Source organism: Citrobacter sp. L55, assembly GCF_002850715.1.
Lineage (GTDB): Bacteria > Pseudomonadota > Gammaproteobacteria > Enterobacterales > Enterobacteriaceae > Citrobacter > Citrobacter braakii.
Map to the genome: position 1 here is coordinate 305,987 of NZ_KZ559401.1, position 21,777 is coordinate 327,763.

At 51.3% G+C, this 21,777-nt stretch carries 20 protein-coding genes; 3 read left to right on the forward strand and 17 right to left on the reverse strand.

The features are described from left to right. Nucleotides 1-91: 91 nt before the first annotated feature. Nucleotides 92-727 (reverse strand): arginine exporter ArgO, encoded by a 636-nt coding sequence (gene argO, locus B9P82_RS08865; RefSeq protein WP_003027005.1) that lies wholly within the window; start codon nt 725-727, stop codon nt 92-94. 200 nt (nt 728-927) lie between these two features. Between argO and dctP the strand changes: the two genes are divergently transcribed. After that, on the forward strand, nt 928-1,974 hold the full coding sequence (gene dctP, locus B9P82_RS08870; RefSeq protein ID WP_101700292.1) for a TRAP transporter substrate-binding protein DctP: 1,047 nt from the start codon (nt 928-930) through the stop codon (nt 1,972-1,974). Nucleotides 1,975-2,015: 41 nt separating this feature from the next. On the opposite strand, the gene B9P82_RS08875 is transcribed toward dctP, so the two are convergent. The 11 genes from B9P82_RS08875 to tkt form a co-directional block, all read right to left on the reverse strand. Then, a complete protein-coding gene (locus B9P82_RS08875; RefSeq protein WP_019077645.1) occupies nt 2,016-2,876 on the reverse strand; it encodes a small-conductance mechanosensitive channel MscS in 861 nt (286 codons plus the stop codon). A 191-nt stretch (nt 2,877-3,067) separates the two neighbouring features. Continuing rightward, on the reverse strand, nt 3,068-4,147 hold the full coding sequence (fbaA, locus tag B9P82_RS08880; RefSeq protein WP_003027029.1) for a class II fructose-bisphosphate aldolase: 1,080 nt from the start codon (nt 4,145-4,147) through the stop codon (nt 3,068-3,070). A gap of 88 nt (nt 4,148-4,235) precedes the next feature. Further along, complete coding sequence (gene pgk, locus B9P82_RS08885) at nt 4,236-5,399, reverse strand: phosphoglycerate kinase (protein WP_003027032.1); 1,164 nt, start codon at nt 5,397-5,399, stop codon at nt 4,236-4,238. Nucleotides 5,400-5,438: 39 nt separating this feature from the next. Beyond that, nucleotides 5,439-6,467 (reverse strand): erythrose-4-phosphate dehydrogenase, encoded by a 1,029-nt coding sequence (gene epd, locus B9P82_RS08890; protein ID WP_016154379.1) that lies wholly within the window; start codon nt 6,465-6,467, stop codon nt 5,439-5,441. 286 nt (nt 6,468-6,753) lie between these two features. After that, nucleotides 6,754-7,464 (reverse strand): nucleoside/nucleotide kinase family protein, encoded by a 711-nt coding sequence (locus B9P82_RS08900; RefSeq protein ID WP_016157432.1) that lies wholly within the window; start codon nt 7,462-7,464, stop codon nt 6,754-6,756. Further along, complete coding sequence (locus B9P82_RS08905) at nt 7,461-7,970, reverse strand: MltR family transcriptional regulator (protein ID WP_016154381.1); 510 nt, start codon at nt 7,968-7,970, stop codon at nt 7,461-7,463. The genes B9P82_RS08900 and B9P82_RS08905 overlap by 4 nt, the downstream gene beginning before the upstream one ends. Nucleotides 7,971-7,985: 15 nt before the next feature. Continuing rightward, a complete protein-coding gene (gene glpX / locus B9P82_RS08910; RefSeq protein ID WP_016154382.1) occupies nt 7,986-8,957 on the reverse strand; it encodes a class II fructose-bisphosphatase in 972 nt (323 codons plus the stop codon). Next, a complete protein-coding gene (locus B9P82_RS08915; protein ID WP_016154383.1) occupies nt 8,954-10,231 on the reverse strand; it encodes a zinc-binding dehydrogenase in 1,278 nt (425 codons plus the stop codon). The genes glpX and B9P82_RS08915 overlap by 4 nt, the downstream gene beginning before the upstream one ends. 24 nt (nt 10,232-10,255) lie before the next feature. Beyond that, a complete protein-coding gene (locus tag B9P82_RS08920; RefSeq protein ID WP_016154384.1) occupies nt 10,256-11,635 on the reverse strand; it encodes a PTS mannitol transporter subunit IIBC in 1,380 nt (459 codons plus the stop codon). A gap of 27 nt (nt 11,636-11,662) precedes the next feature. Beyond that, complete coding sequence (gene cmtB / locus B9P82_RS08925; RefSeq protein ID WP_047414452.1) at nt 11,663-12,106, reverse strand: PTS mannitol transporter subunit IIA; 444 nt, start codon at nt 12,104-12,106, stop codon at nt 11,663-11,665. 316 nt (nt 12,107-12,422) lie between these two features. Further along, complete coding sequence (gene tkt / locus B9P82_RS08930) at nt 12,423-14,414, reverse strand: transketolase (protein WP_016154386.1); 1,992 nt, start codon at nt 14,412-14,414, stop codon at nt 12,423-12,425. A 279-nt stretch (nt 14,415-14,693) separates the two neighbouring features. On the opposite strand from tkt, the gene B9P82_RS08935 reads away from it, so the two are divergent. Then, nucleotides 14,694-15,452 (forward strand): metalloprotease LoiP, encoded by a 759-nt coding sequence (locus B9P82_RS08935; protein ID WP_016154387.1) that lies wholly within the window; start codon nt 14,694-14,696, stop codon nt 15,450-15,452. Between the two features lie 111 nt (nt 15,453-15,563). On the opposite strand, the gene speB is transcribed toward B9P82_RS08935, so the two are convergent. From speB to B9P82_RS29315, 5 genes are all read right to left on the reverse strand, one after another. Beyond that, on the reverse strand, nt 15,564-16,484 hold the full coding sequence (gene speB, locus B9P82_RS08940; protein WP_016154388.1) for an agmatinase: 921 nt from the start codon (nt 16,482-16,484) through the stop codon (nt 15,564-15,566). A gap of 132 nt (nt 16,485-16,616) precedes the next feature. Then, entirely contained in the window at nt 16,617-17,348 is a 732-nt protein-coding gene (locus tag B9P82_RS08945; RefSeq protein WP_101700209.1) for a hypothetical protein, read from the reverse strand. Between the two features lie 152 nt (nt 17,349-17,500). Continuing rightward, nucleotides 17,501-19,477, reverse strand: a complete 1,977-nt coding sequence (gene speA / locus B9P82_RS08950) for a biosynthetic arginine decarboxylase (protein ID WP_016154389.1) — start codon at nt 19,475-19,477, stop codon at nt 17,501-17,503. Between the two features lie 8 nt (nt 19,478-19,485). Continuing rightward, entirely contained in the window at nt 19,486-19,617 is a 132-nt protein-coding gene (yqgB, locus tag B9P82_RS08955; RefSeq protein ID WP_049041971.1) for an acid stress response protein YqgB, read from the reverse strand. Between the two features lie 91 nt (nt 19,618-19,708). Continuing rightward, nucleotides 19,709-19,846 carry a hypothetical protein gene (locus B9P82_RS29315; protein ID WP_269149342.1) on the reverse strand — a complete coding sequence of 46 codons (138 nt, stop codon included), beginning with the start codon at nt 19,844-19,846 and terminating at the stop codon, nt 19,709-19,711. Nucleotides 19,847-20,385: 539 nt separating this feature from the next. On the opposite strand from B9P82_RS29315, the gene metK reads away from it, so the two are divergent. Further along, a complete protein-coding gene (gene metK, locus B9P82_RS08970; RefSeq protein ID WP_003027071.1) occupies nt 20,386-21,540 on the forward strand; it encodes a methionine adenosyltransferase in 1,155 nt (384 codons plus the stop codon). The last annotated feature ends 237 nt before the right edge of the window (nt 21,541-21,777 follow it).

Genomic DNA, 21,777 nt, shown 5'->3' on the forward strand with positions numbered 1-21,777 from the left:
TCGTTCCTCCATGTTTCATTAATTACCCCAAAACTCAGGGCACATGCAGGCAAGCTTAGCCGATCTCGCTGCGTTGTCCATCAGACAACACTTAGTTGAACAGCGCATGAACGTGCGCAACACCTTCTTTTGCCAGCTGAAAAGCAATAAACCACATCACTAATCCTACCAGCGTATTGATGATGCGCTGTGCTTTCGCAGTTCGCAGACGTGGTGCCAGCCAGGCCGCCAGCAATGCCAGACCGAAGAACCACAGGAACGAAGCGCTGACGGTTCCCAGTGCAAACCAGCGTTTAGGCTCAACGTCCAGTTGCCCCCCCAGACTCCCGAGTACCACAAAGGTATCCAGGTAAACATGTGGGTTGAGCCATGTCACCGCCAGCATAGTGGCGATAATTTTCCAGCGCCCCTGCTTCATCACTTCGGCGCTGGCCAGTTCCAGATTACTGCTCATCGCCGTTTTTAGCGCACCGAATCCGTACCAGAGTAAAAATGCGACCCCGCCCCAGGTGACCAGCGCCATCAGCCATGGCGACTGCATCAGCAAGGCGCTACCGCCGAAGATACCCGCGCAAATCAGCACTAAATCGCTGATGGCGCAGAGTAAAGCAATCATGATGTGATACTGACGACGGATCCCCTGATTCATCACGAAGGCATTTTGTGGACCAAGCGGAAGTATCATGGCTGCACCAAGCGCAAGCCCTTGAAAATAGTAGGATAACATGTAAAACATCTCACATAATTGTCTTGTGGGCAGACTATACTGCGCGGGATTCATTAGAGGAAATGGATAATATTAATCAGTAATTAGCATTATTAATAATACCGTGCACACTCCCCTCCATATTCAGTCTCTGACAATAGCGATTGTGCGTTACCCGGGGTATGCTGAAAGATAAATCTGTCTATACCAAAGGAATGGGTATGAAGCATAACGCGAACATTTTTCTCTTCTGTGCCTCGCTGGTAGTTACCAGTTTGTGGCCCACTGTCGCCAGCGCAGACAGAACGCTGCGCTATACCGATCACGAGCCATATGGCAACATGCGTACCCGGCTCATAAAAGAGACTTTTTTTCGCGCGATCGAACAAGAGTCGCTTGGACGTTTGAAAATCGACGCTCACTGGAACGGCGAGCTGTCCACCAGCTATGACGCCTTAAAAACTATCGGCCAGGGCAGCGTGGCGGATATGGGGATCGTGGTCCCTGAGTACACGCCCGAACAACTGCCGCGACACCAGATTTTTAAGAGCTTCCCCCTCGGACCGGGTCGTGGTGAAGCGCAGGTTAACGCCTTTCAGCGGATTTTCCGCGAGTATCGCCAGTTTGGTCGCGAGCTGGAAAACAACAATCTGGTGAATCTTCAGTTTTTCCTCGGCTATCCGGTTGGATTTTTTACTACCAAACCGAACGTCAATTTGGCACAGCTGAATGCAAGCCAATGGCGGACCGCCAGCTTTTGGCATCAATCATTTTTACGCAACGCGGGCGGCGTGCCGGTCAGCATGCCATGGAATGAAAAAATTACCGATGCGCTTCAGACCGGACAGCTTGACGGCCTGATGGTTAACCTCGACAGCGGAGATGATATCCATGCCCAGCGGGCGGCCCCCTATATTCAGCTCTCCCCTTCGCTCTGGCTCGGACACGTTTATCTTCTGGTGATGAATAAAGACGTCTGGGATAGCCTGGACGTGAAAGATCGCGCAGCCATCAATCGGGCCGCCGCCATGACGCAAAAGCGTATTGGCGCAGTGCAGGACGCAAGCCTGACCGCAATGGCGAAAAAGATGGCAAAAGAGGGTGCACACGTTCATTACCTGACCAACAGCGAGCTGAATGCGTGGCAAGCCGCTACCGGGTATCAGCACGTTCAGGCCGAATGGATTGCCCAACAGGAAAGTAAAGGAATAAACGATGTTGGCGAGCTGATGCAGGGTGTCAGCGCAATTCTTAACAAGACGAGATAAATCAACGCCCGCCTCTCTCTGGCGGGCGTTTTTAGCTGAAGTTACTCGGTCGCGTTCTCTTTCACGCGTTTAAAGTTCACATCCATCTGCGGGTACGGGAAGCTGATACCGTTGGCGTCAAACTCGCGCTTAATACGCTCCAGTACATCCCAGTAGACGCTTTGCAGATCGCTGCTGTTGCTCCAGACGCGTACGACGAAATTAATCGAGGAAGCGCCCAGCTCATTCAGGCGCACCGTCATTTCACGGTCTTTTAGGATGCGATCTTCAGACTGGATGATATCAGTGAGGATTTTTTTCACCTGATCAATATCGGAGTCGTAGGCCACGCCGATAATAAATTCGTTACGACGGACCGGCTCGCGAGAGAAGTTAATGATGTTCCCGGCAATGATTTTACCGTTTGGGATCACCACAATCTTACCGTCTACGGTACGCATAGTTGTGGAGAAAATCTGCACGTTAAGCACGGTTCCCGCAACGCCGCCAAGGTCTACATATTCACCCGCGCGGAACGGACGGAACATCACCAGAAGCACGCCTGCGGCGAGGTTGGACAGCGACCCTTGCAGTGCCAGACCGACAGCTAAACCTGCGGCACCGAGAACGGCGATCACGGAGGCAGTTTGCACCCCAACGCGACCCAGCGCGGCAATCAGCGTGAAAGCGATAATACCGTAGCGCACCAGTGCAGAAAGAAAGTCGGCAACGGTGGCATCAATTTTACGCGCCAGCATCAGGCGATTAACGGTGTTTGATACGATACGCGCCACGATCATACCGATAATGACAATCGCGAGAGCCGCAACGATGTTGACGGCATAGCTCAACAGTAGTTCCTGATTGCGGACCAGCCAGGTGCCCGCACCGTTTATGCTGTCGACAACATTCAAATCTTCCATTCAATATTCCTTTTTTGCTTACCCAAACGGGAGAAATAAAGCCGCCCTAACGGGACTGGCAACCTGACAAGGGTAAACAATAAACTCAGATTTTGCCAAACAGATCACAGAATTCTCTGTCAGCAGCACATTGAAATGGCAATAAAAAAGGCCCGCATTTGCGGGCCTCATGTCACGTTGGACGGCGTAAATTACAGAACGTCAACCGCGTTCAGTTCTTTGAAAGCCTGTTCCAGACGGGTGATCATAGTTGCCTGACCAGCACGCAGCCATACGCGCGGATCGTAGTATTTCTTGTTCGGCTGATCTTCGCCTTTCGGGTTGCCCAACTGACCCTGCAGGTAAGCTTCGTTTGCTTTGTAGTAGTTCAGAACGCCTTCCCAGGTAGCCCATTGGGTATCGGTATCGATGTTCATTTTCACTACGCCGTAGCTTACGGAGTCTTTGATTTCCTGAGCAGTAGAACCGGAACCACCGTGGAAGACGAAGTTCAGGCTGTTATGCGGCAGGTTATGTTTCTTAGAAACATAGTCCTGAGAGTCGCGCAGGATGGTCGGGGTCAGAACTACGTTACCCGGCTTGTAAACGCCGTGTACGTTACCGAAGGACGCTGCGATGGTGAAACGCGGGCTGATTTTGCTCAGCTCGGTGTATGCGTAGTCAACGTCTTCCGGTTGGGTGTACAGTGCAGAAGCGTCCATGTGGCTGTTGTCCACGCCGTCTTCTTCACCACCGGTGCAACCCAGTTCGATTTCCAGAGTCATGCCCATTTTGGACATGCGCGCCAGGTATTTGGAGCAGATTTCGATGTTCTCTTCCAGAGACTCTTCAGACAGGTCGATCATGTGAGAAGAGAACAGCGGTTTGCCAGTTGCTGCGAAGTGTTTTTCACCCGCGTCCAGCAGACCGTCGATCCACGGCAGCAGTTTCTTCGCGCAGTGGTCAGTGTGCAGGATAACCGGAACACCATAGTGTTCAGCCATCTGGTGAACGTGATGCGCACCAGAGATAGCACCCAGGATTGCAGCGCCCTGAGGAACATCAGACTTCACGCCTTTACCCGCGATGAAAGAAGCACCACCGTTGGAGAACTGTACGATTACCGGCGCTTTAACTTTTGCAGCGGTTTCCAGAACGGCGTTGATGGAGTCGGTACCAACGCAGTTAACAGCTGGCAGAGCAAAGTTGTTTTCTTTAGCTACCTGGAAAACTTTCTGTACGTCATCACCAGTGATTACGCCTGGTTTTACGAAATCAAAAATTTTAGACATGTTGCGAGTCCTGTATCTTCGGCCTTGGAAAGGGGGCGCGCTCGACAGCGCGCTAATAATTGGGCAGGTTTCCCTGCCCATCAATGTCTTACTTTTTAGCACGCTCTTCGAGCATGGCTACTGCTGGCAGTACTTTGCCTTCCACGAATTCGAGGAATGCGCCGCCGCCAGTAGAGATGTAGGAGATTTTGTCAGCAATGCCGAACAGGTCGATTGCTGCCAGGGTGTCACCGCCGCCTGCGATAGAGAATGCTTCGCTGTCTGCGATAGCATTAGCAACGATTTCAGTACCTTTGCGGAAGTTCGGGAATTCGAACACGCCAACCGGGCCGTTCCACAGAATGGTTTTCGCATTCTTCAGGATGTCAGCCAGCTGCTGTGCAGAAGCGTCGCCGATATCCAGGATCTGCTCGTCTTCTTTTACATCGCTAACGGATTTAAGCGTAGCCGGTGCAGTTTCAGAGAATTCAGTCGCTACGCGAACGTCAGTCGGGACCGGGATATCGCAAGTCGTCAGCAGCCGCTTAGCTTCATCAACCAGGTCAGCTTCGTACAGGGATTTGCCGACGTTGTGGCCTTGAGCAGCAACGAAGGTGTTCGCGATACCACCACCAACGATCAGCTGGTCAGCGATTTTTGACAGAGAGTCCAGAACGGTCAGTTTGGTAGAAACTTTAGAACCACCAACGATAGCCACCATCGGACGAGCAGGTTCTTTCAGCGCTTTACCCAGCGCATCCAGCTCAGCAGCCAGCAGCGGACCTGCGCAAGCTACGTCGGCGAATTTACCGATACCGTGGGTAGAAGCCTGCGCACGGTGAGCGGTACCGAAAGCGTCCATTACGAATACGTCACACAGCGCAGCGTATTTTTTGGACAGTGCTTCGTCGTCTTTCTTCTCGCCTTTGTTGAAGCGAACGTTTTCCAGAACAACCAGTTCACCGGCAGCGACTTCAACGCCGTCCAGGTAATCTTTTACCAGGCGAACCGGAGCAGACAGTTTGTCTTTCAGGTAGTTAACAACCGGCAGCAGAGAGAATTCTTCGTTGTACTCGCCTTCGGTAGGACGACCCAGGTGGGAAGTTACCATCACTTTAGCACCCTGTTTCAGGGCCAGTTCGATGGTCGGCAGGGAAGCACGGATACGCGCATCGCTGGTTACTTTCCCTTCTTTAACTGGTACGTTCAGGTCCGCACGGATAAAAACGCGTTTACCAGCCAGATCCAGATCGGTCATCTTAATTACAGACATGGTGAATCCTCTCGTTGATTCATAAAGTTTTGTCGACGCTCAAGCGTCGAGCCTGAAACCAATAGCAGCCATCGCTAACGTTGTGTCGAGCATACGGTTAGCAAAGCCCCATTCATTATCACACCAGACCAGCGTTTTGATCAGGTGAGCGCCACTCACGCGCGTTTGCGTACCATCAACGATGGCGCTGTGCGGGTCGTGGTTAAAATCTACAGAGACCAACGGTAATTCCGTATAGTCAACTATACCATGAAATGCACCTTGTGCTGCTTTTTGCAGCAACTGGTTGACTTCACTGGCTTTTACTGGTTTTTTCACCGTCACGCTTAAGTCGATCGCCGTCACATTTATGGTCGGTACACGCACCGCAATCGCTTCAAAACGATCGTTAAACTGCGGGAAAATTCGCGTGATGCCCGCCGCCAGTTTGGTATCAACCGGAATAATAGACTGGCTGGCCGCTCGCGTGCGACGCAGGTCAGGATGATAGGCATCAATAACCTGCTGATCGTGCATCGCGGAGTGGATCGTGGTGACGGTACCAGACTCAATGCCGTAAGCATCATCCAGCAATTTAATGACGGGTATTATGCAATTCGTGGTGCAGGAGGCGTTGGAAACGATCCGGTGTTCAGCGCGCAGCTGATCCTGATTAACGCCATACACAACGGTTGCGTCGATGTCGTGACTACCAGGATGTGAAAAGAGCACTTTTTTTGCACCAGCGGCAATATGCGCCTCGCCGTGTTCGCGGTTGCCGAAGACCCCCGTACAATCCAGCACAACGTCGACACTCAGTTCGCGCCAGGGAAGCGCATCGAGCGTTCGCTCATGCAGAATGCGGATCGCGTCATCGCCAACGATGAGCTGGTCACGTTCCTGACGAACATCCCAGGCAAAACGTCCATGGCTGGTGTCATATTTCAACAAATGCGCCATGCCTGCAGCATCCGCCAGTTCGTTGATTGCCACCACGGTGATTTCCGCCCGACGCCCGGATTCATACAAAGCACGAACCACGTTGCGTCCGATGCGACCGAAACCATTAATCGCTACGCGTACGGTCATAGGTCTCCTGCAAGGATTTCTCAGAAACGATGTGGCAGACAGAGTAATGCAGCAAATCGCTCAGGGAAACCTTACCTGTCGCAAACTGCGACTAATTGGTTAATTGTCGAACATTTAATCGACTGAAACGCTTCAGCTAGAATAAGCGAAACGCGGAATAAAAGGAATGATTGTCCAGCCAAAGAAAACAGTTATCTGACGCACATCACATTTTTCCCGCTGAGACCGGGGGAAATTATTCCAGTAAGCCGTAATAATCATTACGGCTTACTGGAATAATTGGCCTTCACGCAATCCGATATTCACCAGATTCCAGCATCTCCAGCGTCAGGTCACCAGGCAGACTCGCTTCCAGTACCCGACGAACATTCGGTCCGTCGGTACGCTCATAAAACGCCTCAGCGTCAGCTTGTGATAGTCCGCCCGCCAGTTTACGGCCTACCAATCGTGTACGGAGCGCGTTGGCAGGTGCACGAATAAACAGCGAGTAATCACAAAACTCAGCTAACGCCCGCCACCTTTCATCATCGCGTAATAACCAGTTACCTTCCACAATCACAATCGGCGCGGTCACTGTTATAGCCGCTTCTACCGGATCGTGTTTTTGCCGGTCGTACTGAGGCCAGGTGCCCTCCCCTTCCCTTATCAAACGTAGATTCTGTGCAAGCTTATCCACATCAAAGGTTTCCGGCGCACCTTTGTATGCTCGCAGGTTATGAGCATCCAGCCAGGTGTTGTAGTGATGGAAGCCATCCATCGGCAGCGTCTGGATCTCCGGCAGGCCAGGATCCTGACGGGAGAGATATTCCCAGAAGGTGGTCAGCGTCGATTTACCCGTACCAGGCGGTGCGCTGAGAAAAACGATCGTTCGTCGCTGCGGGTGAGTGGCGTGTATTTTTGCCAGCTGTTGTAATAACGGTTTGTGGACGTTCTCTATCTCATCATCACGGTAATGTGCTTCAACCTGTAGCCCATTCACCGTTAGTTTGATTTTCACGGCGTTAATTCCTTTAAAATCGCCGTCACTGCCAGCGTCATTGCCGTCTTGACCATTGCGCTAAAGCGCACTTCGGACCACGCAGCAAAGTCGGCAAATTTCATCGACTCCAGCGCACCGTAGAGCGTTGCGTTGCGGGTGATACTGTTCACGTTGCTGACAAAATCCCAGGTAATGTCATCGGCAAAACCGGGGATATTATCCTGCTCGTTCAGGTACTGATAAAACTGAGAGAAATGGGTGATGTCGGCATAAAGCCATTTATCCATTTTTCCCAACGCATAAATCAGACGTAACGCAACGTCGATATCGTCAAGCGGTCCACTCTGGGCGAGTAACGGCTTCACTGCATATTCCACGATCTCTTCATCGTTATTAACGAACAGCGACGGTAGAAAGCGCTTAATGCCCTGGAGCAAAATGTTATGTGCCGTCGTCATAAACGAGAGTAAATTATTTTGAGCATCCAGTTGCTCAAGCACATCGTCTTCTGTCAGCGTCGTCATTCGTTTCTCGATAAATCACCATGAATGCAGAGAGTCTATTATATTACACGTTCGATCCGCGCCGCCGATCAGTAAAGTTTGCGTGCGCACACCATTCGCAACCTGTTGGATCCCTTTCACAAGATCGCCGCCCGTGACTCCTGTCGCGCTGAAGAGGATCTTATTTCCTCCTACCAGTTCGTCCAGCGCGTAGATCCGGTTGATCTCAACGCCCATTTCCGCGCAGCGCTGATGTTCCTGTGCCGCAATCAGACGATTATCTGCGTTATTTCCTTTCGCTTCGCAAAAATCAATCAGTTCGGCCTGCATATCACCCCCCAGCGCTTTAACCGCACAGGCTGAAATAACCCCTTCAGGCGCGCCGCCAATGGTATACATCAGATCATAAGGATTCTCCTGCATACAGGCCAGCACGCTGGCGGCCACGTCACCATCGGGCAGAGCAAAGACCTTGACGCCAAGCCGTGTCGCCTCGGCAATCGCTGGTTGAAGGCGCGGCTTATCCAGCGTCACCATCCGCAGTCGCTCCAGCGGTTTACCCAACGCCTCTGCCACATTACGCAGATTATCTGCCAACGGCAGCGCCAGATTAATCGCCCCTTTCGCAAACCGATTAACAACCAGTTTTTTCATGTACATATCAGGAGCGTGTAACAAACTGCCGCGAGGGGCAAACGCCATGACGGCCAGCGCATTGCTTTGCCCCATAGCCACCATTCGGGTTCCTTCGATAGGATCAACGGCGATATCTACCTCAGGTCCGGTGCCGGTTCCCACTTCCTCACCAATCCACAGCATCGGGGCTTGATCAATCTCCCCTTCGCCAATAACGATGCGTCCGCGAATGGCAATACTGTTCAATGCTTCCCGCATTGCCGTCACAGCCAGACCATCAATCTTGTTTTTATCGCCGCACCCGGTTTGCGGCCAGGCTGCCAGTGCAGCCTGCTCCGTGATACGAAATAGCGGCCATGCCAGCGACATCATATCGCCGCCTCCCCGATATCAACGCCAAAGTGTGCCAAAAGGTATTTTTCTGCCTTTTCATTCCAGATACCGTGCGTCTCCTCCACCAGTAGCGCCAGTTCTTTGAATAATGGGTCAGTTTTCCCTTTCTCGGCAAAATCAGCAATGGCGGTTAGTGGCATGGTAACGCCGTTATATATCAGCTTCTTACCTCCGGGGATCGCCGGTAAATTCAATACAGTTTCCGGAACGGCATCAAGGCCGCCAATGTGCGTCACCATAAACGACGGTTGCAGTTGGCCAGTTGCACTGAGCGCAATGGCCTCTTTCATATCATCCGTTGAACCACCGGATGTCCCGACAACGTGAGTGCTGTTGTAGTGCACGTTATAAAAATTAAACGGCACTTTGAAGTTACTGTCCGTAGGGCCGGCAAAAAAATTCAGGCAACCATCTTCCGCGAGTAAATCATCAGCCATCTCAACAACTGCAGGCACTGCCGCATACACAAAGACATCATCAAAACCTGCGTCATGAGTTAACGCTCGCAGCATCGCTGTCGGAGAATCCATGCCAGTAGTATTCACATAGATGAGCTCAATCCCCTTTTCAGCCGCCAACTCAACGGGCAACAGTTTTTTAGCTTGCGCCAGTCGTGCTTCGTCAATATCGACCACCACCACGCGCGACGGCTGAATATTCCCGTTAATGGCATAATCTATTGCACCAATACCCATCGGCCCGGCGCAGGCCAGAAGCGCAATGTTCCCCCCTGGCTTAATCCCCATGCGATGCTCATAAACGTAAGGCGTGGTGTGAAAATTCGCGTTATACGCGCCAATAATGCAGCACATCGGTTCTGCCAATGAGGCGGCAGCAAAATAAGAGCCGTGATAAGGCAAAACGCATCCGAGGTTAATCGCCACTTCCGGGATAATCATATATGTCGCATTGCCGCCAAAATATTCGTAGCTGTATCCCGCTGAATATCCACTAGGCAATCCCATCGCGGGTTGCAACACAAAACGCTGACCTTTCTTATATTTATCCGTCAGGTTTTTTCCCACCTCAACAATGATACCTGCACATTCATGTCCGGTAATAACCGGATGATTTTCCAGATCGTCCGGTACGCGTTTATGATCGCTCCCCAATGCTGCTGCTTTCCAGGTAGACAAACAAACGCTATCGGATATTACGCTTACTAACAATTCATTATCTGTAATTGCAGGCAGTTCAAACTCGCGGATACGAATATCCTGCTTGCCATATATGGCAGCAACTTTCGTTTTCATATTCACTCCAAAAATATAAGAAGGCTAGTTCGCAGTAATGCGTTTAAATAAATCATCCAACAATGGGTCACCAATATAGTTCTTAATCAGCACTAATGGCTTTTCACTTACACGTTTAACACGACCTTCAAGACTGGCATGGGTGACAATAATATCGGCATCTTGCGGAACGTTTTCGATAGCATAATGCGTCACAGTAATATTCAATCCCGCTTTCTCCAGACGCTTACGAAACGTGGTTGCCCCCATAGCACTGGAACCCATTCCTGCATCACAGACAAAAGCGACACGTTTAATGTTTTTATAAGAGAATTTCCCTTCCTGCTTCATCGCTTTGACGGTTCTGGCTGATTCAGCAAAGTCATCTTCACTTTCTGTTTCAACGTTCTTTTCCATTTTCAGGATGACAGAGGTAATAACAAAAGTAACAACGGTTCCCGCGGTGACTCCTGCAATGGTCGCGAGGAAAGAACCTTTCGGCGTTAATGCCAGATAGGCGAATATGGATCCTGGGCTTGGCCCCGCAACTAACCCACCGTCCAGCAGGTGGAATACCCACGTCCCGGTCATTCCCCCGGCAATCATCGCGATCAGGGTCAGAGGCTTCATCAGCACATACGGGAAATACAGTTCATGAATACCACCGAGGAAGTGGATAATCATGGCGCCTGGCGCAGACTTTTTACTCATTCCTTTGCCAAAGATAGCAAAGCCGAGTAACAAACCTAATCCCGGCCCTGGGTTAGATGCCACCATGAAGAAAATTGATTTTCCCGTTTCAGAAGCTTGCTGCATCCCCAGCGGATAATACACCCCCTGATCGATGGCATTGTTCAGAAAGAGGATTTTTGCCGGCTCATTGATTACGGATAGCAACGGCAGATAGCCCGCATGAACCAACGCTTCAATACACTCCTTCACAAAATTATTGGCAATGAGAACCGCCGGGCCGATAACTTCAAACCCCAGCAAGCATAAAAGCATTCCCGCAATACCAAGAGAGAAATTATTGATAACCATCTCGAAGCCTGCAGGAATGCGTTTTTCCAGCAGACGGTCGATATGCTTAATCACCCAACCGCCAAGCGGCCCCATTACCATCGCGCCAAGGAACATCGGGATATCCGCGCCCACAATAACGCCAATAGAACCAATGCCCCCCATTACCGCACCGCGTTTCCCGCCAACCAGATGTCCCCCTGTGGAGCCAATCATGACGGGCAGTAAATAGGTAATCATCGGACCGACAATTTTGGCGAAATGCTCATTCGGCATCCAACCAGTAGGAATAAATAATGCGGTAATAAAACCCCAGGCAATAAACGCGCCGATGTTGGGAATGACCATTGCAGTCAAAAACCCACCAAAAGCCTGGACTTTGGCACGAGCAGACTTGTTTTCCATAATAATGTCCTGAAAGGAAACCGTTAATTATGCTTGAGCGATAATATCCGCCAATTGTTTTTCTGATTTAGCCGCTAACAAAGCGGTTAGTGCTTCCTCTTCACATAATAATTCGCTTAAGGCCTGAATAGCGCCAATGTGTGAATCAGCATTAGCCGCCGACAATCCGATTAATAATCTGATACCTTCATCGTCTTCGGAAAATTTCACTTCCTGTTTGAGAAGCGTTAATGACATACCGGTTTTTAACGCACCACACTCCGGTCGAGCGTGCGGCATGGCGACGCCTGGCGCTAAAATATAATAAGGACCATTGTTAATCGTTGAGTCTTTAATGGCCTGAATATAATCTGAATTGACATAATGATTGGCAAGTAAGGATGACATAGAAAAGTCAATTGCCTCCTGCCAGTTCTTTGCTGAATTTTTTATTGAGATAGATGATTCGGGAAAGTAATCAATCAGCCGCATACATTTTCCTTATTTTATTTTTAGGGTACGAGTTAGCGTTAAAAATAAAATACGCGCACGGCGAAATGAAATCAATCGAGGAGAAAACTACATACAGCGCAGAATGTTTTTTGGTGATGCCTTTAAAAACAATGAATTGAGAAAAGAAATATAAAAGTCAACAGAAATAATGTGATTCAAGTTACAAATATAAAACATCGCTAAATATCATATTTGTGATGCAAATCTACATTTTCGGGTTGCACACGACCAAATAAATTTAATTACTTTAAAAAAACGGGCCGCATAAGCGACCCGTTTTCACCTGTAATCAAAATTACAGCAGTTCTTTTGCTTTCGCGACAACGTTGTCGACAGTGAAGCCAAACTCTTCAAACAGCAGCTCAGCCGGTGCAGACTCACCAAAGGTAGTCATACCAACGATAGCGCCGTTCAGGCCCACGTATTTGAACCAGTAGTCTGCGATACCCGCTTCCACTGCAACACGTGCGGAAACAGCTTTCGGCAGTACAGACTCGCGATAAGCGGCATCCTGTTTGTCGAACGCGTCGGTAGACGGCATGGAAACAACGCGCGCTTTAACGCCTTCAGCGGTCAGTTTGTCCCAGGCAGCCACAGCCAGCTCAACTTCAGAACCGGTAGCGATGAAGATCAGTTCCGGCTGACCGGCGCAATCTTTCAGCACGTAACCACCGCGCGCGATGTTCGCCAGTTGCTCTTCGGTACGTTCCTGCTGTGCCAGGTTCTGGCGGGAGAGGATCAGCGCGGTTGGACCGTCCTGACGCTCTACACCGTATTTCCATGCAACGGCAGATTCAACCTGGTCACACGGACGCCAGGTGCTCATGTTCGGGGTCACACGCAGCGAAGCTACCTGCTCTACCGGCTGGTGAGTCGGGCCATCTTCGCCCAGACCGATGGAGTCGTGGGTATAGACCATCACCTGACGCTGTTTCATCAGCGCAGCCATACGCACCGCGTTACGGGCATATTCCACAAACATCAGGAAGGTGGAGGTGTACGGTAGGAAACCACCGTGCAGAGAGATACCGTTAGCGATAGCGGTCATACCGAATTCACGTACACCGTAATGGATGTAGTTACCGGCAGTATCTTCGTTGATAGCTTTAGAACCAGACCACAGAGTCAGGTTACTTGGTGCCAGGTCAGCGGAGCCGCCGAGGAATTCAGGCAGCAGAGGACCAAACGCTTCAATCGCGTTCTGAGACGCTTTGCGGCTGGCGATTTTCGCCGGGTTAGCCTGCAGCTTAGCGATGAACTCGTTCGCTTTTGCGTCGAAGTCAGACGGCATTTCACCTTTCATACGACGGGTGAATTCAGCGGCTTCCTGCGGGAAGGCTTTCGCATAAGCAGCGAACTTCTCGTTCCATGCAGCTTCTTTTGCCTGGCCTGCTTCTTTCGCATCCCACTGCGCGTAGATTTCAGACGGAATTTCAAACGGCGCGTATTTCCAGCCCAGCTGTTCGCGGGTCAGTGCGATTTCTGCATCACCCAGCGGCGCACCGTGAGAGTCGTGGGTACCGGCTTTATTCGGGGAACCGAAACCGATGATGGTTTTGCACATCAGCAGGGACGGTTTGTCGGTCACAGCGCGAGCTTCTTCAACTGCGCGCTTAATCGCGTCAGCATCGTGACCATCAACGCCACGAACCACGTGCCAGCCGTAAGCTTCGAAACGCTTAGCGGTGTCATCGGTGAACCAGCCTTCAACGTGGCCATCGATAGAGATGCCGTTGTCATCGTAGAACGCTACCAGTTTACCCAGCTTCAGCGTACCGGCCAGGGAACATACCTCGTGAGAGATACCTTCCATCATGCAGCCGTCGCCCATGAAAGCATAGGTGAAGTGGTCAACGATGTCGTGACCAGGACGGTTAAACTGCGCCGCCAGCGTTTTTTCGGCGATAGCCATACCCACAGCATTCGCAATGCCCTGACCCAGAGGACCGGTAGTGGTTTCAACACCCGCGGTGTAACCCACTTCCGGGTGACCCGGCGTTTTGGAATGCAGCTGACGGAAGTTTTGCAGCTCGGACATCGGCAGATCGTAGCCGGTGAGGTGCAGCAGGCTGTAAATCAGCATGGAGCCGTGGCCGTTGGACAGCACGAAGCGGTCACGGTCAGCCCAGGACGGGTTAGTCGGGTTGTGGTTCAGGAAATCACGCCACAGGACTTCGGCAATGTCAGCCATACCCATCGGGGCACCCGGGTGACCGGATTTGGCTTTCTGTACTGCGTCCATGCTCAGCGCACGAATAGCATTGGCAAGCTCTTTACGTGAGGACATTTTGACTCCAGATCGGATAATGAAGGCTGAGCCCTTAACGACTTGACGACAGCGCGTTTTGGGCTACGCCGGAAAAAAGTGCCAACAATGTAACCCAAGCCGCGTGTCATGTACATGGAGCATCCTTTTACCGCTTCAGAAATCTCTGGATCATGCGCGCAAGTTGCGCAATCTTCTCGCCCGCTGAATGTTCTTTTCTTTATACTAAGGCCGAGCGTCGGTTTACCTGCAAACGACGCATTTTTTAGAAAAATCCTGACTTTGTGCGGAAGAGAAAAAATGAAAATTCGCGCTTTACTGCTTGCTACGAGCATGGCGGCGGCATTGACCGGCTGCCAGAACATGGACTCAAACGGACTGCTTTCTTCTGGCGCAGAGGCTTTTCAGGCCTATAGTCTGAGCGATACTCAGGTAAAAGCGCTGAGCGATCAGGCCTGTAAAGATATGGACAGCAAGGCTACTATCGCCCCTGCCAGCAGCGAGTACGCAACGCGTCTTGGCAAAATCGCCGCCGCGCTTGGCGACAACATTAACGGCCAGCCGGTGAACTACAAAGTCTATATGGCGAAAGATGTGAATGCCTTTGCCATGGCGAACGGTTGTATCCGCGTGTACAGCGGCCTGATGGATATGATGACCGATAACGAAGTTGAAGCGGTGATCGGCCACGAAATGGGCCACGTCGCGCTGGGTCACGTGAAAAAAGGCATGCAGGTCGCGCTGGGCACTAACGCCGTACGTGCAGCAGCGGCTTCCGCTGGCGGCATTGTCGGCAGCCTGTCGCAGTCGCAATTGGGCGATCTTGGCGAGAAACTGGTGAACTCGCAGTTCTCCCAGCGTCAGGAATCCGAAGCGGATGATTACTCGTATGATTTGTTGCGCAAACGTGGGATCAATCCGGCAGGACTGGCTACCAGCTTTGAGAAACTGGCTAAACTGGAAGCAGGACGCCAAAGCTCAATGTTTGACGATCACCCGGCATCTGCAGAACGTGCGCAACACATTCGCGATCGCATGAGCGCAGACGGGATAAAATAATCCTCGAACAGTGCCGGATGGCGGCGTGAACGCCTTATCTGGCCTACAAATTCAGCAATAATGTAGGCCGGACTAGCGTCAGCGACATCCGGCAAAATAGTCCGAAACCCGTTATTCGCCTTTCTTCGCCGCCTGGATATACAGCATTTCCAGTGCCAGCGTAGCCGCCGCCAGCGCGGTGATCTCTGACTGATCGTAGGCCGGAGCCACTTCCACCACATCCATCCCGACGATATTCAGATCTTTCAGACCACGTACCAGCTTGATCGCGCGATCGGAAGTCAGACCGCCAATCACGGGCGTACCGGTTCCTGGAGCAAACGCCGGATCGAGGCAGTCGATATCAAAGGTCAGATACACCGGCATATCACCAACAATCTGCTTAACCTGGGCGATGATGTCATCTACGCCGCGATCGTTCACCTGGCAAGCATCCAGCACGGTAAAGCCGTTATCTTTGTCGAACTCTGTACGAATACCGATCTGCACAGAGTGATTCGGATCGATCAGACCTTCGTTCGGCGCAGTGTAGAACATGGTACCGTGGTCGAATTCACAGCCGTTAGCGTAGGTGTCGGTGTGGGCATCAAAGTGTACCAGCGCCATTTTACCAAAGTGTTTAGCATGCGCGCGCAGGAGCGGCAGCGTGACGAAGTGGTCACCGCCGAAAGAGAGCATGCGCTTACCGGCAGAAAGCAACTTCTCAGCATGCGCCTGCAGTTTTTCACTCATTTCACGGGCATCACCGAACGCATAAACCAGATCGCCGCAGTCCACCACGTTCAGGCGCTCGCGCATATCGAAGTCCCACGGGAAGCGATTGTGTTCCCACGCCAGGTTAGTGGAAACCTGACGGATCGCAGCCGGACCATGACGACCGCCCGCGCGGCCAGACGTTGCCATATCAAACGGTACGCCGGTGATCACCCAATCGGCGTCGCTGTCATACGGCATGAAGTTCATCGGCAGACGCAAAAAACCAAAGGCGTTAGAAACCAGGGAGTTGTCGTATTGATGACCTAAGGTGCTCATGGCAAAAACCTCATATTCGTCGGTATAAAAAAACCCTTCCGCGTCGTTAGGCCCGACGAGGAAGGGTTAGATTTTTTAAAACAGATTTTGTGTAATTATCGCCTTAAAACTTCCCCGCTTCAAGCAGCGCGTTTATTGACGACATGGCGGCGGGGCATAACCATTACTGTCCGCCGGGAATGCCTGCGCGGAGCAAGGCGGGAGCGTTTTTACGACCAGGCCCTGCAAAGCAAATGCGGCGAAACCAATCACTCCGATGTTGCGCTTGTCACCCTGCGCAGAGTTAGCGGCGTAGGAGTTTGAAGCATCAGAAAACCGAAATTCGGCTTCAGTATACTTATCTTTTCGGAACCCTTTGATTGCCAGCGAATCTCCCGCATTAACAATATAACCGCTGTTATTCAGCGAACCAGGTTTGCCGTTAAGTACATCAAGCCCATCTACAGTCGCGACGATTTCATAGTTCGTATCTCGACTGTGATTGCGCACATACAATTGATAATTTGTCCCCACCCTGGCTGGAAGACTATATTGCCATTGCCCAACAGAAGAGTTGTAAAGACGGGTAATAGGGATAGAATTAAAATTAGCATCGCGAACAGCATATTCCAAATCACTAATGCGTATGCTGTATACTCTATCGTAACCCGTCGAATACTTTGCAGAATAATTTATTAATATGACTTCGGCAGGGTCGCGCTCCGCACGTTCTACAGATACGCCCGTTACCGTTGAGTGCACGTCGCCGCCCCAGGCCGTTCCCACGCCTGGCGAAGGTGCACTGCTATAATATGCGGGCACGGAACAGCCACCAGCAAGTAAAAAAATTACGGCAAAAAACACGTTCCACTTAAATCCCTTCATCTCGATTCCTTTTCTGTTTCCGAGTTATTACATCGGCAACAGTAGAGTTCTAAAAAGATAAAAGAAAGAGTTGCCACCATATTTCAGATTTCATTAATAAAAAAAGAGCCGGTTTATATAAATAAGCCGGCTCTCAAGCAGATATATCTTAATTACTCGTCTTCGAGATAGGTATATCCGTACAGTCCTGCCTCAAACTCTTCGAGGAACTGCTGCTGCAACTCGGTATCCAGATCGGTGTTTTTCACCTGGTCACGGAACTGAGTTAGCAGGGTGTTCGGATCCAACTGCACGTATTGCAGCATATCCGCCACGGTATCCCCTTCATCAGATAGCTCAACTTCCACGCTGCCGTCAGGAAAGACGAACACGTCAACCGCTTCGGTATCACCGAACAGGTTGTGCATGTTGCCAAGGATCTCCTGGTACGCACCCACCATAAAGAAGCCCAGCATCGGCGGGTTCTCCGGGTCGTATTCCGGCATCGGCATGGTGGTCGCAATGCCGTCACCATCAACATAGTGGTCGATAGCGCCATCAGAGTCACAGGTGATATCCAGCAGAACCGCACGGCGCTCAGGAGCTTTGTTCAGCCCTTCCAGCGGCATCACCGGGAACAGCTGATCGATCCCCCACGCATCCGGCATCGACTGGAACAGCGAGAAGTTGACGTAAATCTTATCCGCCATACGCTCCTGCAACTCGTCGATAATCGGACGGTGCGCGCGGTTGCTCGGGTCGAGTTGTTTTTGCACATCGTGACACATGTTCAGATAGAGCTGTTCTGCCCACGCGCGTTCCTGCAGGCTAAAGGTGCCTGAAGAGTACCCAACGTGAATATCGTGCAGATCCATTTGGCTGTCGTGCAGCCATTCACGCAGCGAACGACGGGTTCCCGGCTCATGCATCTCTTGCCAGGTTTCCCACATGCTTTGCAGGGCACGCGGCGCATCGTCAGCCGGAGGCGTTGCTTCGGTATGCTCGCTACGCTCAACGCCGATAATATTAGACACCAGCACGGTATGATGCGCGGTAACAGCGCGACCGGATTCGGTAATTACCGTCGGGTGCGGCAGACCGTGCTCTTCACAGGCGTCGCCAATGGCCCAGATGATGTTGTTCGCGTATTCGTTCAGGCCGTAGTTTACGGAGCAGTCAGACTGCGAACGGGTACCTTCGTAGTCCACGCCCAGGCCACCGCCCACGTCGAAGCACTGGATATTTACGCCAAGCTTGTGCAGCTCAACGTAGAAACGCGCCGACTCACGTACGCCGGTGGCAATATCACGAATGTTCGCCATCTGTGAGCCGAGGTGGAAGTGCAGCAACTGAATACTGTCCAGACGACCGCGCTCGCGCAGCATTTCTACCAGTTGCAGCACCTGGTTTGCCGCCAGGCCAAATTTCGATTTCTCTCCGCCGGAGGACTGCCATTTGCCGGAACCCTGCGACGCCAGACGCGCACGCACGCCCAGACGCGGAACAACATTCAGTCGTTCAGCTTCATCCAGCACGATAGCGATTTCAGACATCTTCTCGATGACCAGATAGATCTTATGGCCCATCTTTTCGCCAATTAGCGCCAGGCGGATGTATTCGCGGTCTTTATAGCCGTTACACACGATCACGCTGCGGGTCATTCCGGCATGAGCCAGAACGGCCATCAGTTCAGCTTTAGAACCGGCTTCCAGCCCCAGCGGTTCGCCGGAGTGGATCAGCGATTCAATCACGCGACGGTGCTGGTTAACCTTGATCGGGTAAACGAGGAAATAGTCACCGTTGTAGCCGTAAGACTCACGGGCGCGCTTAAACGCGGCGTTAATCGAACGCAGACGGTGTTGCAGGATCTGCGGGAAGCAGAACAATGCAGGCAAACGCTGGCCCTGCGCTTCACGGGCTTTCACCAACTCAGCAAGGTCAACGCGCGCTTCTGGTACGTCGGGATCCGGGCACACGCTGATGTGGCCCAGTTCATTGACGTCATAGTAGTTATTACCCCACCAGGCAATATTGTAAGTACGCAGCATCTTGCTGGCTTCCTGGGAACTCATTGCAACCTCCTGCATGGAGCGTAGTACACCGTGTTCGCCTGCTGACGAAGGCGAACCCAAAGAAATGTCGTCAGACATAGCGAACCTCAAATTTTATTAACAAGTGTAAAACAGTTGACTACTATCGCAATCCGAAGACGCGATAACAACCCAAATACAGGCAGAATTTCCAGCAGATAGTGCTGACGCTCCGACTGTGCGACCGGTTTCTTTTTCATATCAATGTAAACACGTAACCGAACTTAATGCTGACGGTTCGGCGAAACCACGAGAAAACTCTTGTTTACCAAGAGCGCCCTTGTTCAGTTCTTAGTGACCGTTGCCGGCCCTGGAGTCCTGAGAAGCGCCGAGATGGGTATAACATCGGCAGGTATGCAAGATGCAGATTGCGGGGGACATATGTACACCAGAACGGTGCGACAGATTCAGCAGAATACAACGGTTCATTATCTCGTATCACCTCCACGGTTGCTCCTGACGGAACGAACCCACAAGCCAAAGCTAAAGTTTTAACCCGGCTGGAAGTGGCAACACGATGAAAACGTCGTGTGCTTTTTTGTCTATCCTCAATAAATCGAGTTGCGGGAAGGCGGCAACGCAGTGAATCCCCGGGCGCTTACAGGAGTAAGTGACTGGGCCGAGTATTGCCAACGCACATGCAACTTGAAGTATGACGGATATGAGCCGCGCGCCGCGTTTTATACCGACAACAGTACGAAAAAGCAAAAGATAAATACGCGCATTGCCAGCACCGTCAGGAAAAATTTCCAGTTACATTTTCAATACAATGCGAGCTCAATCAAAAAAAGCTGGAAATCAGGCGCAGAACCGACTTAAAATAGCCGTCCAGATGTTAATCCATCTATACCGATTAACACTCAGACTGCCAGTGTCCGTCATCTGCAGACTCATGGTAGAATCTTCTACACATGGCTATTCCACTCGACAGTTTGAGCTAACTACATTCTCCTTAGGTGAAATTAAATATGGCAAAACACCTTTTTACGTCCGAGTCCGTATCAGAAGGGCATCCTGACAAAATCGCTGACCAAATCTCTGATGCCGTGCTGGATGCAATCCTGGAGCAGGATCCGAAAGCACGCGTTGCCTGCGAAACCTACGTCAAAACCGGCATGGTTTTAGTTGGCGGTGAGATCACCACCAGCGCATGGGTTGATATCGAAGAGATCACCCGTAACACGGTTCGCGAAATTGGCTATGTGCATTCCGACATGGGCTTTGATGCCAACTCTTGTGCGGTACTGAGCGCGATTGGTAAACAGTCTCCGGACATCAACCAGGGTGTTGACCGTGCGGATCCGCTGGAACAGGGCGCAGGCGACCAGGGTCTGATGTTTGGTTATGCAACCAACGAAACCGACGTGCTGATGCCAGCCCCGATTACCTATGCTCACCGTCTGGTGCAGCGTCAGGCTGAAGTGCGTAAAAACGGCACCTTATCCTGGCTGCGACCGGATGCAAAAAGCCAGGTAACCTTCCAGTATGACGACGGTAAAATCGTCGGTATTGATGCGGTTGTTCTGTCGACTCAGCACTCTGAAGATATCGATCAGAAATCGCTGCAAGAAGCCGTTATGGAAGAGATCATCAAGCCGGTACTGCCGACTGAATGGCTGACAGCTTCAACCAAGTTCTTCATCAACCCAACCGGTCGTTTCGTTATCGGCGGTCCAATGGGTGACTGCGGTCTGACGGGTCGTAAAATCATCGTTGATACCTACGGCGGCATGGCCCGTCACGGCGGCGGCGCATTCTCTGGTAAGGATCCGTCTAAAGTTGACCGTTCCGCAGCTTATGCAGCCCGCTACGTAGCGAAAAACATCGTTGCCGCTGGCCTGGCTGACCGTTGTGAGATTCAGGTTTCCTACGCAATCGGCGTGGCTGAACCGACCTCTATCATGGTGGAAACGTTCGGTACTGAAAAAGTGCCTTCAGAACAGCTGACCCTGCTGGTGCGTGAGTTCTTCGACCTGCGCCCGTATGGCCTGATTCAGATGCTGGATCTGCTGCACCCGATTTACAAAGAAACCGCCGCTTACGGTCACTTTGGTCGCGAACATTTCCCATGGGAAAAAACCGACAAAGCCGCCCTGCTGCGTGAAGCTGCCGGTCTGAAGTAATTCCCCGACGGCTCAATGCTTATGAAGACCAGCCTCGTGCTGGTCTTTTTTTATGTCATTTGCTTCCCATCCCCCATCGCTATAACCACGCTAATTTCATTTGCTTCAATAACAAATGAAAGCGATTACATAGCACGGTATTTCTATCCACCTTGAATTCACATCTCTTCGTTACCAGCATTGCATCACTGTTACATCATATTTCAGCATTGTCTTAAAATCAGCCAATCAACTTTA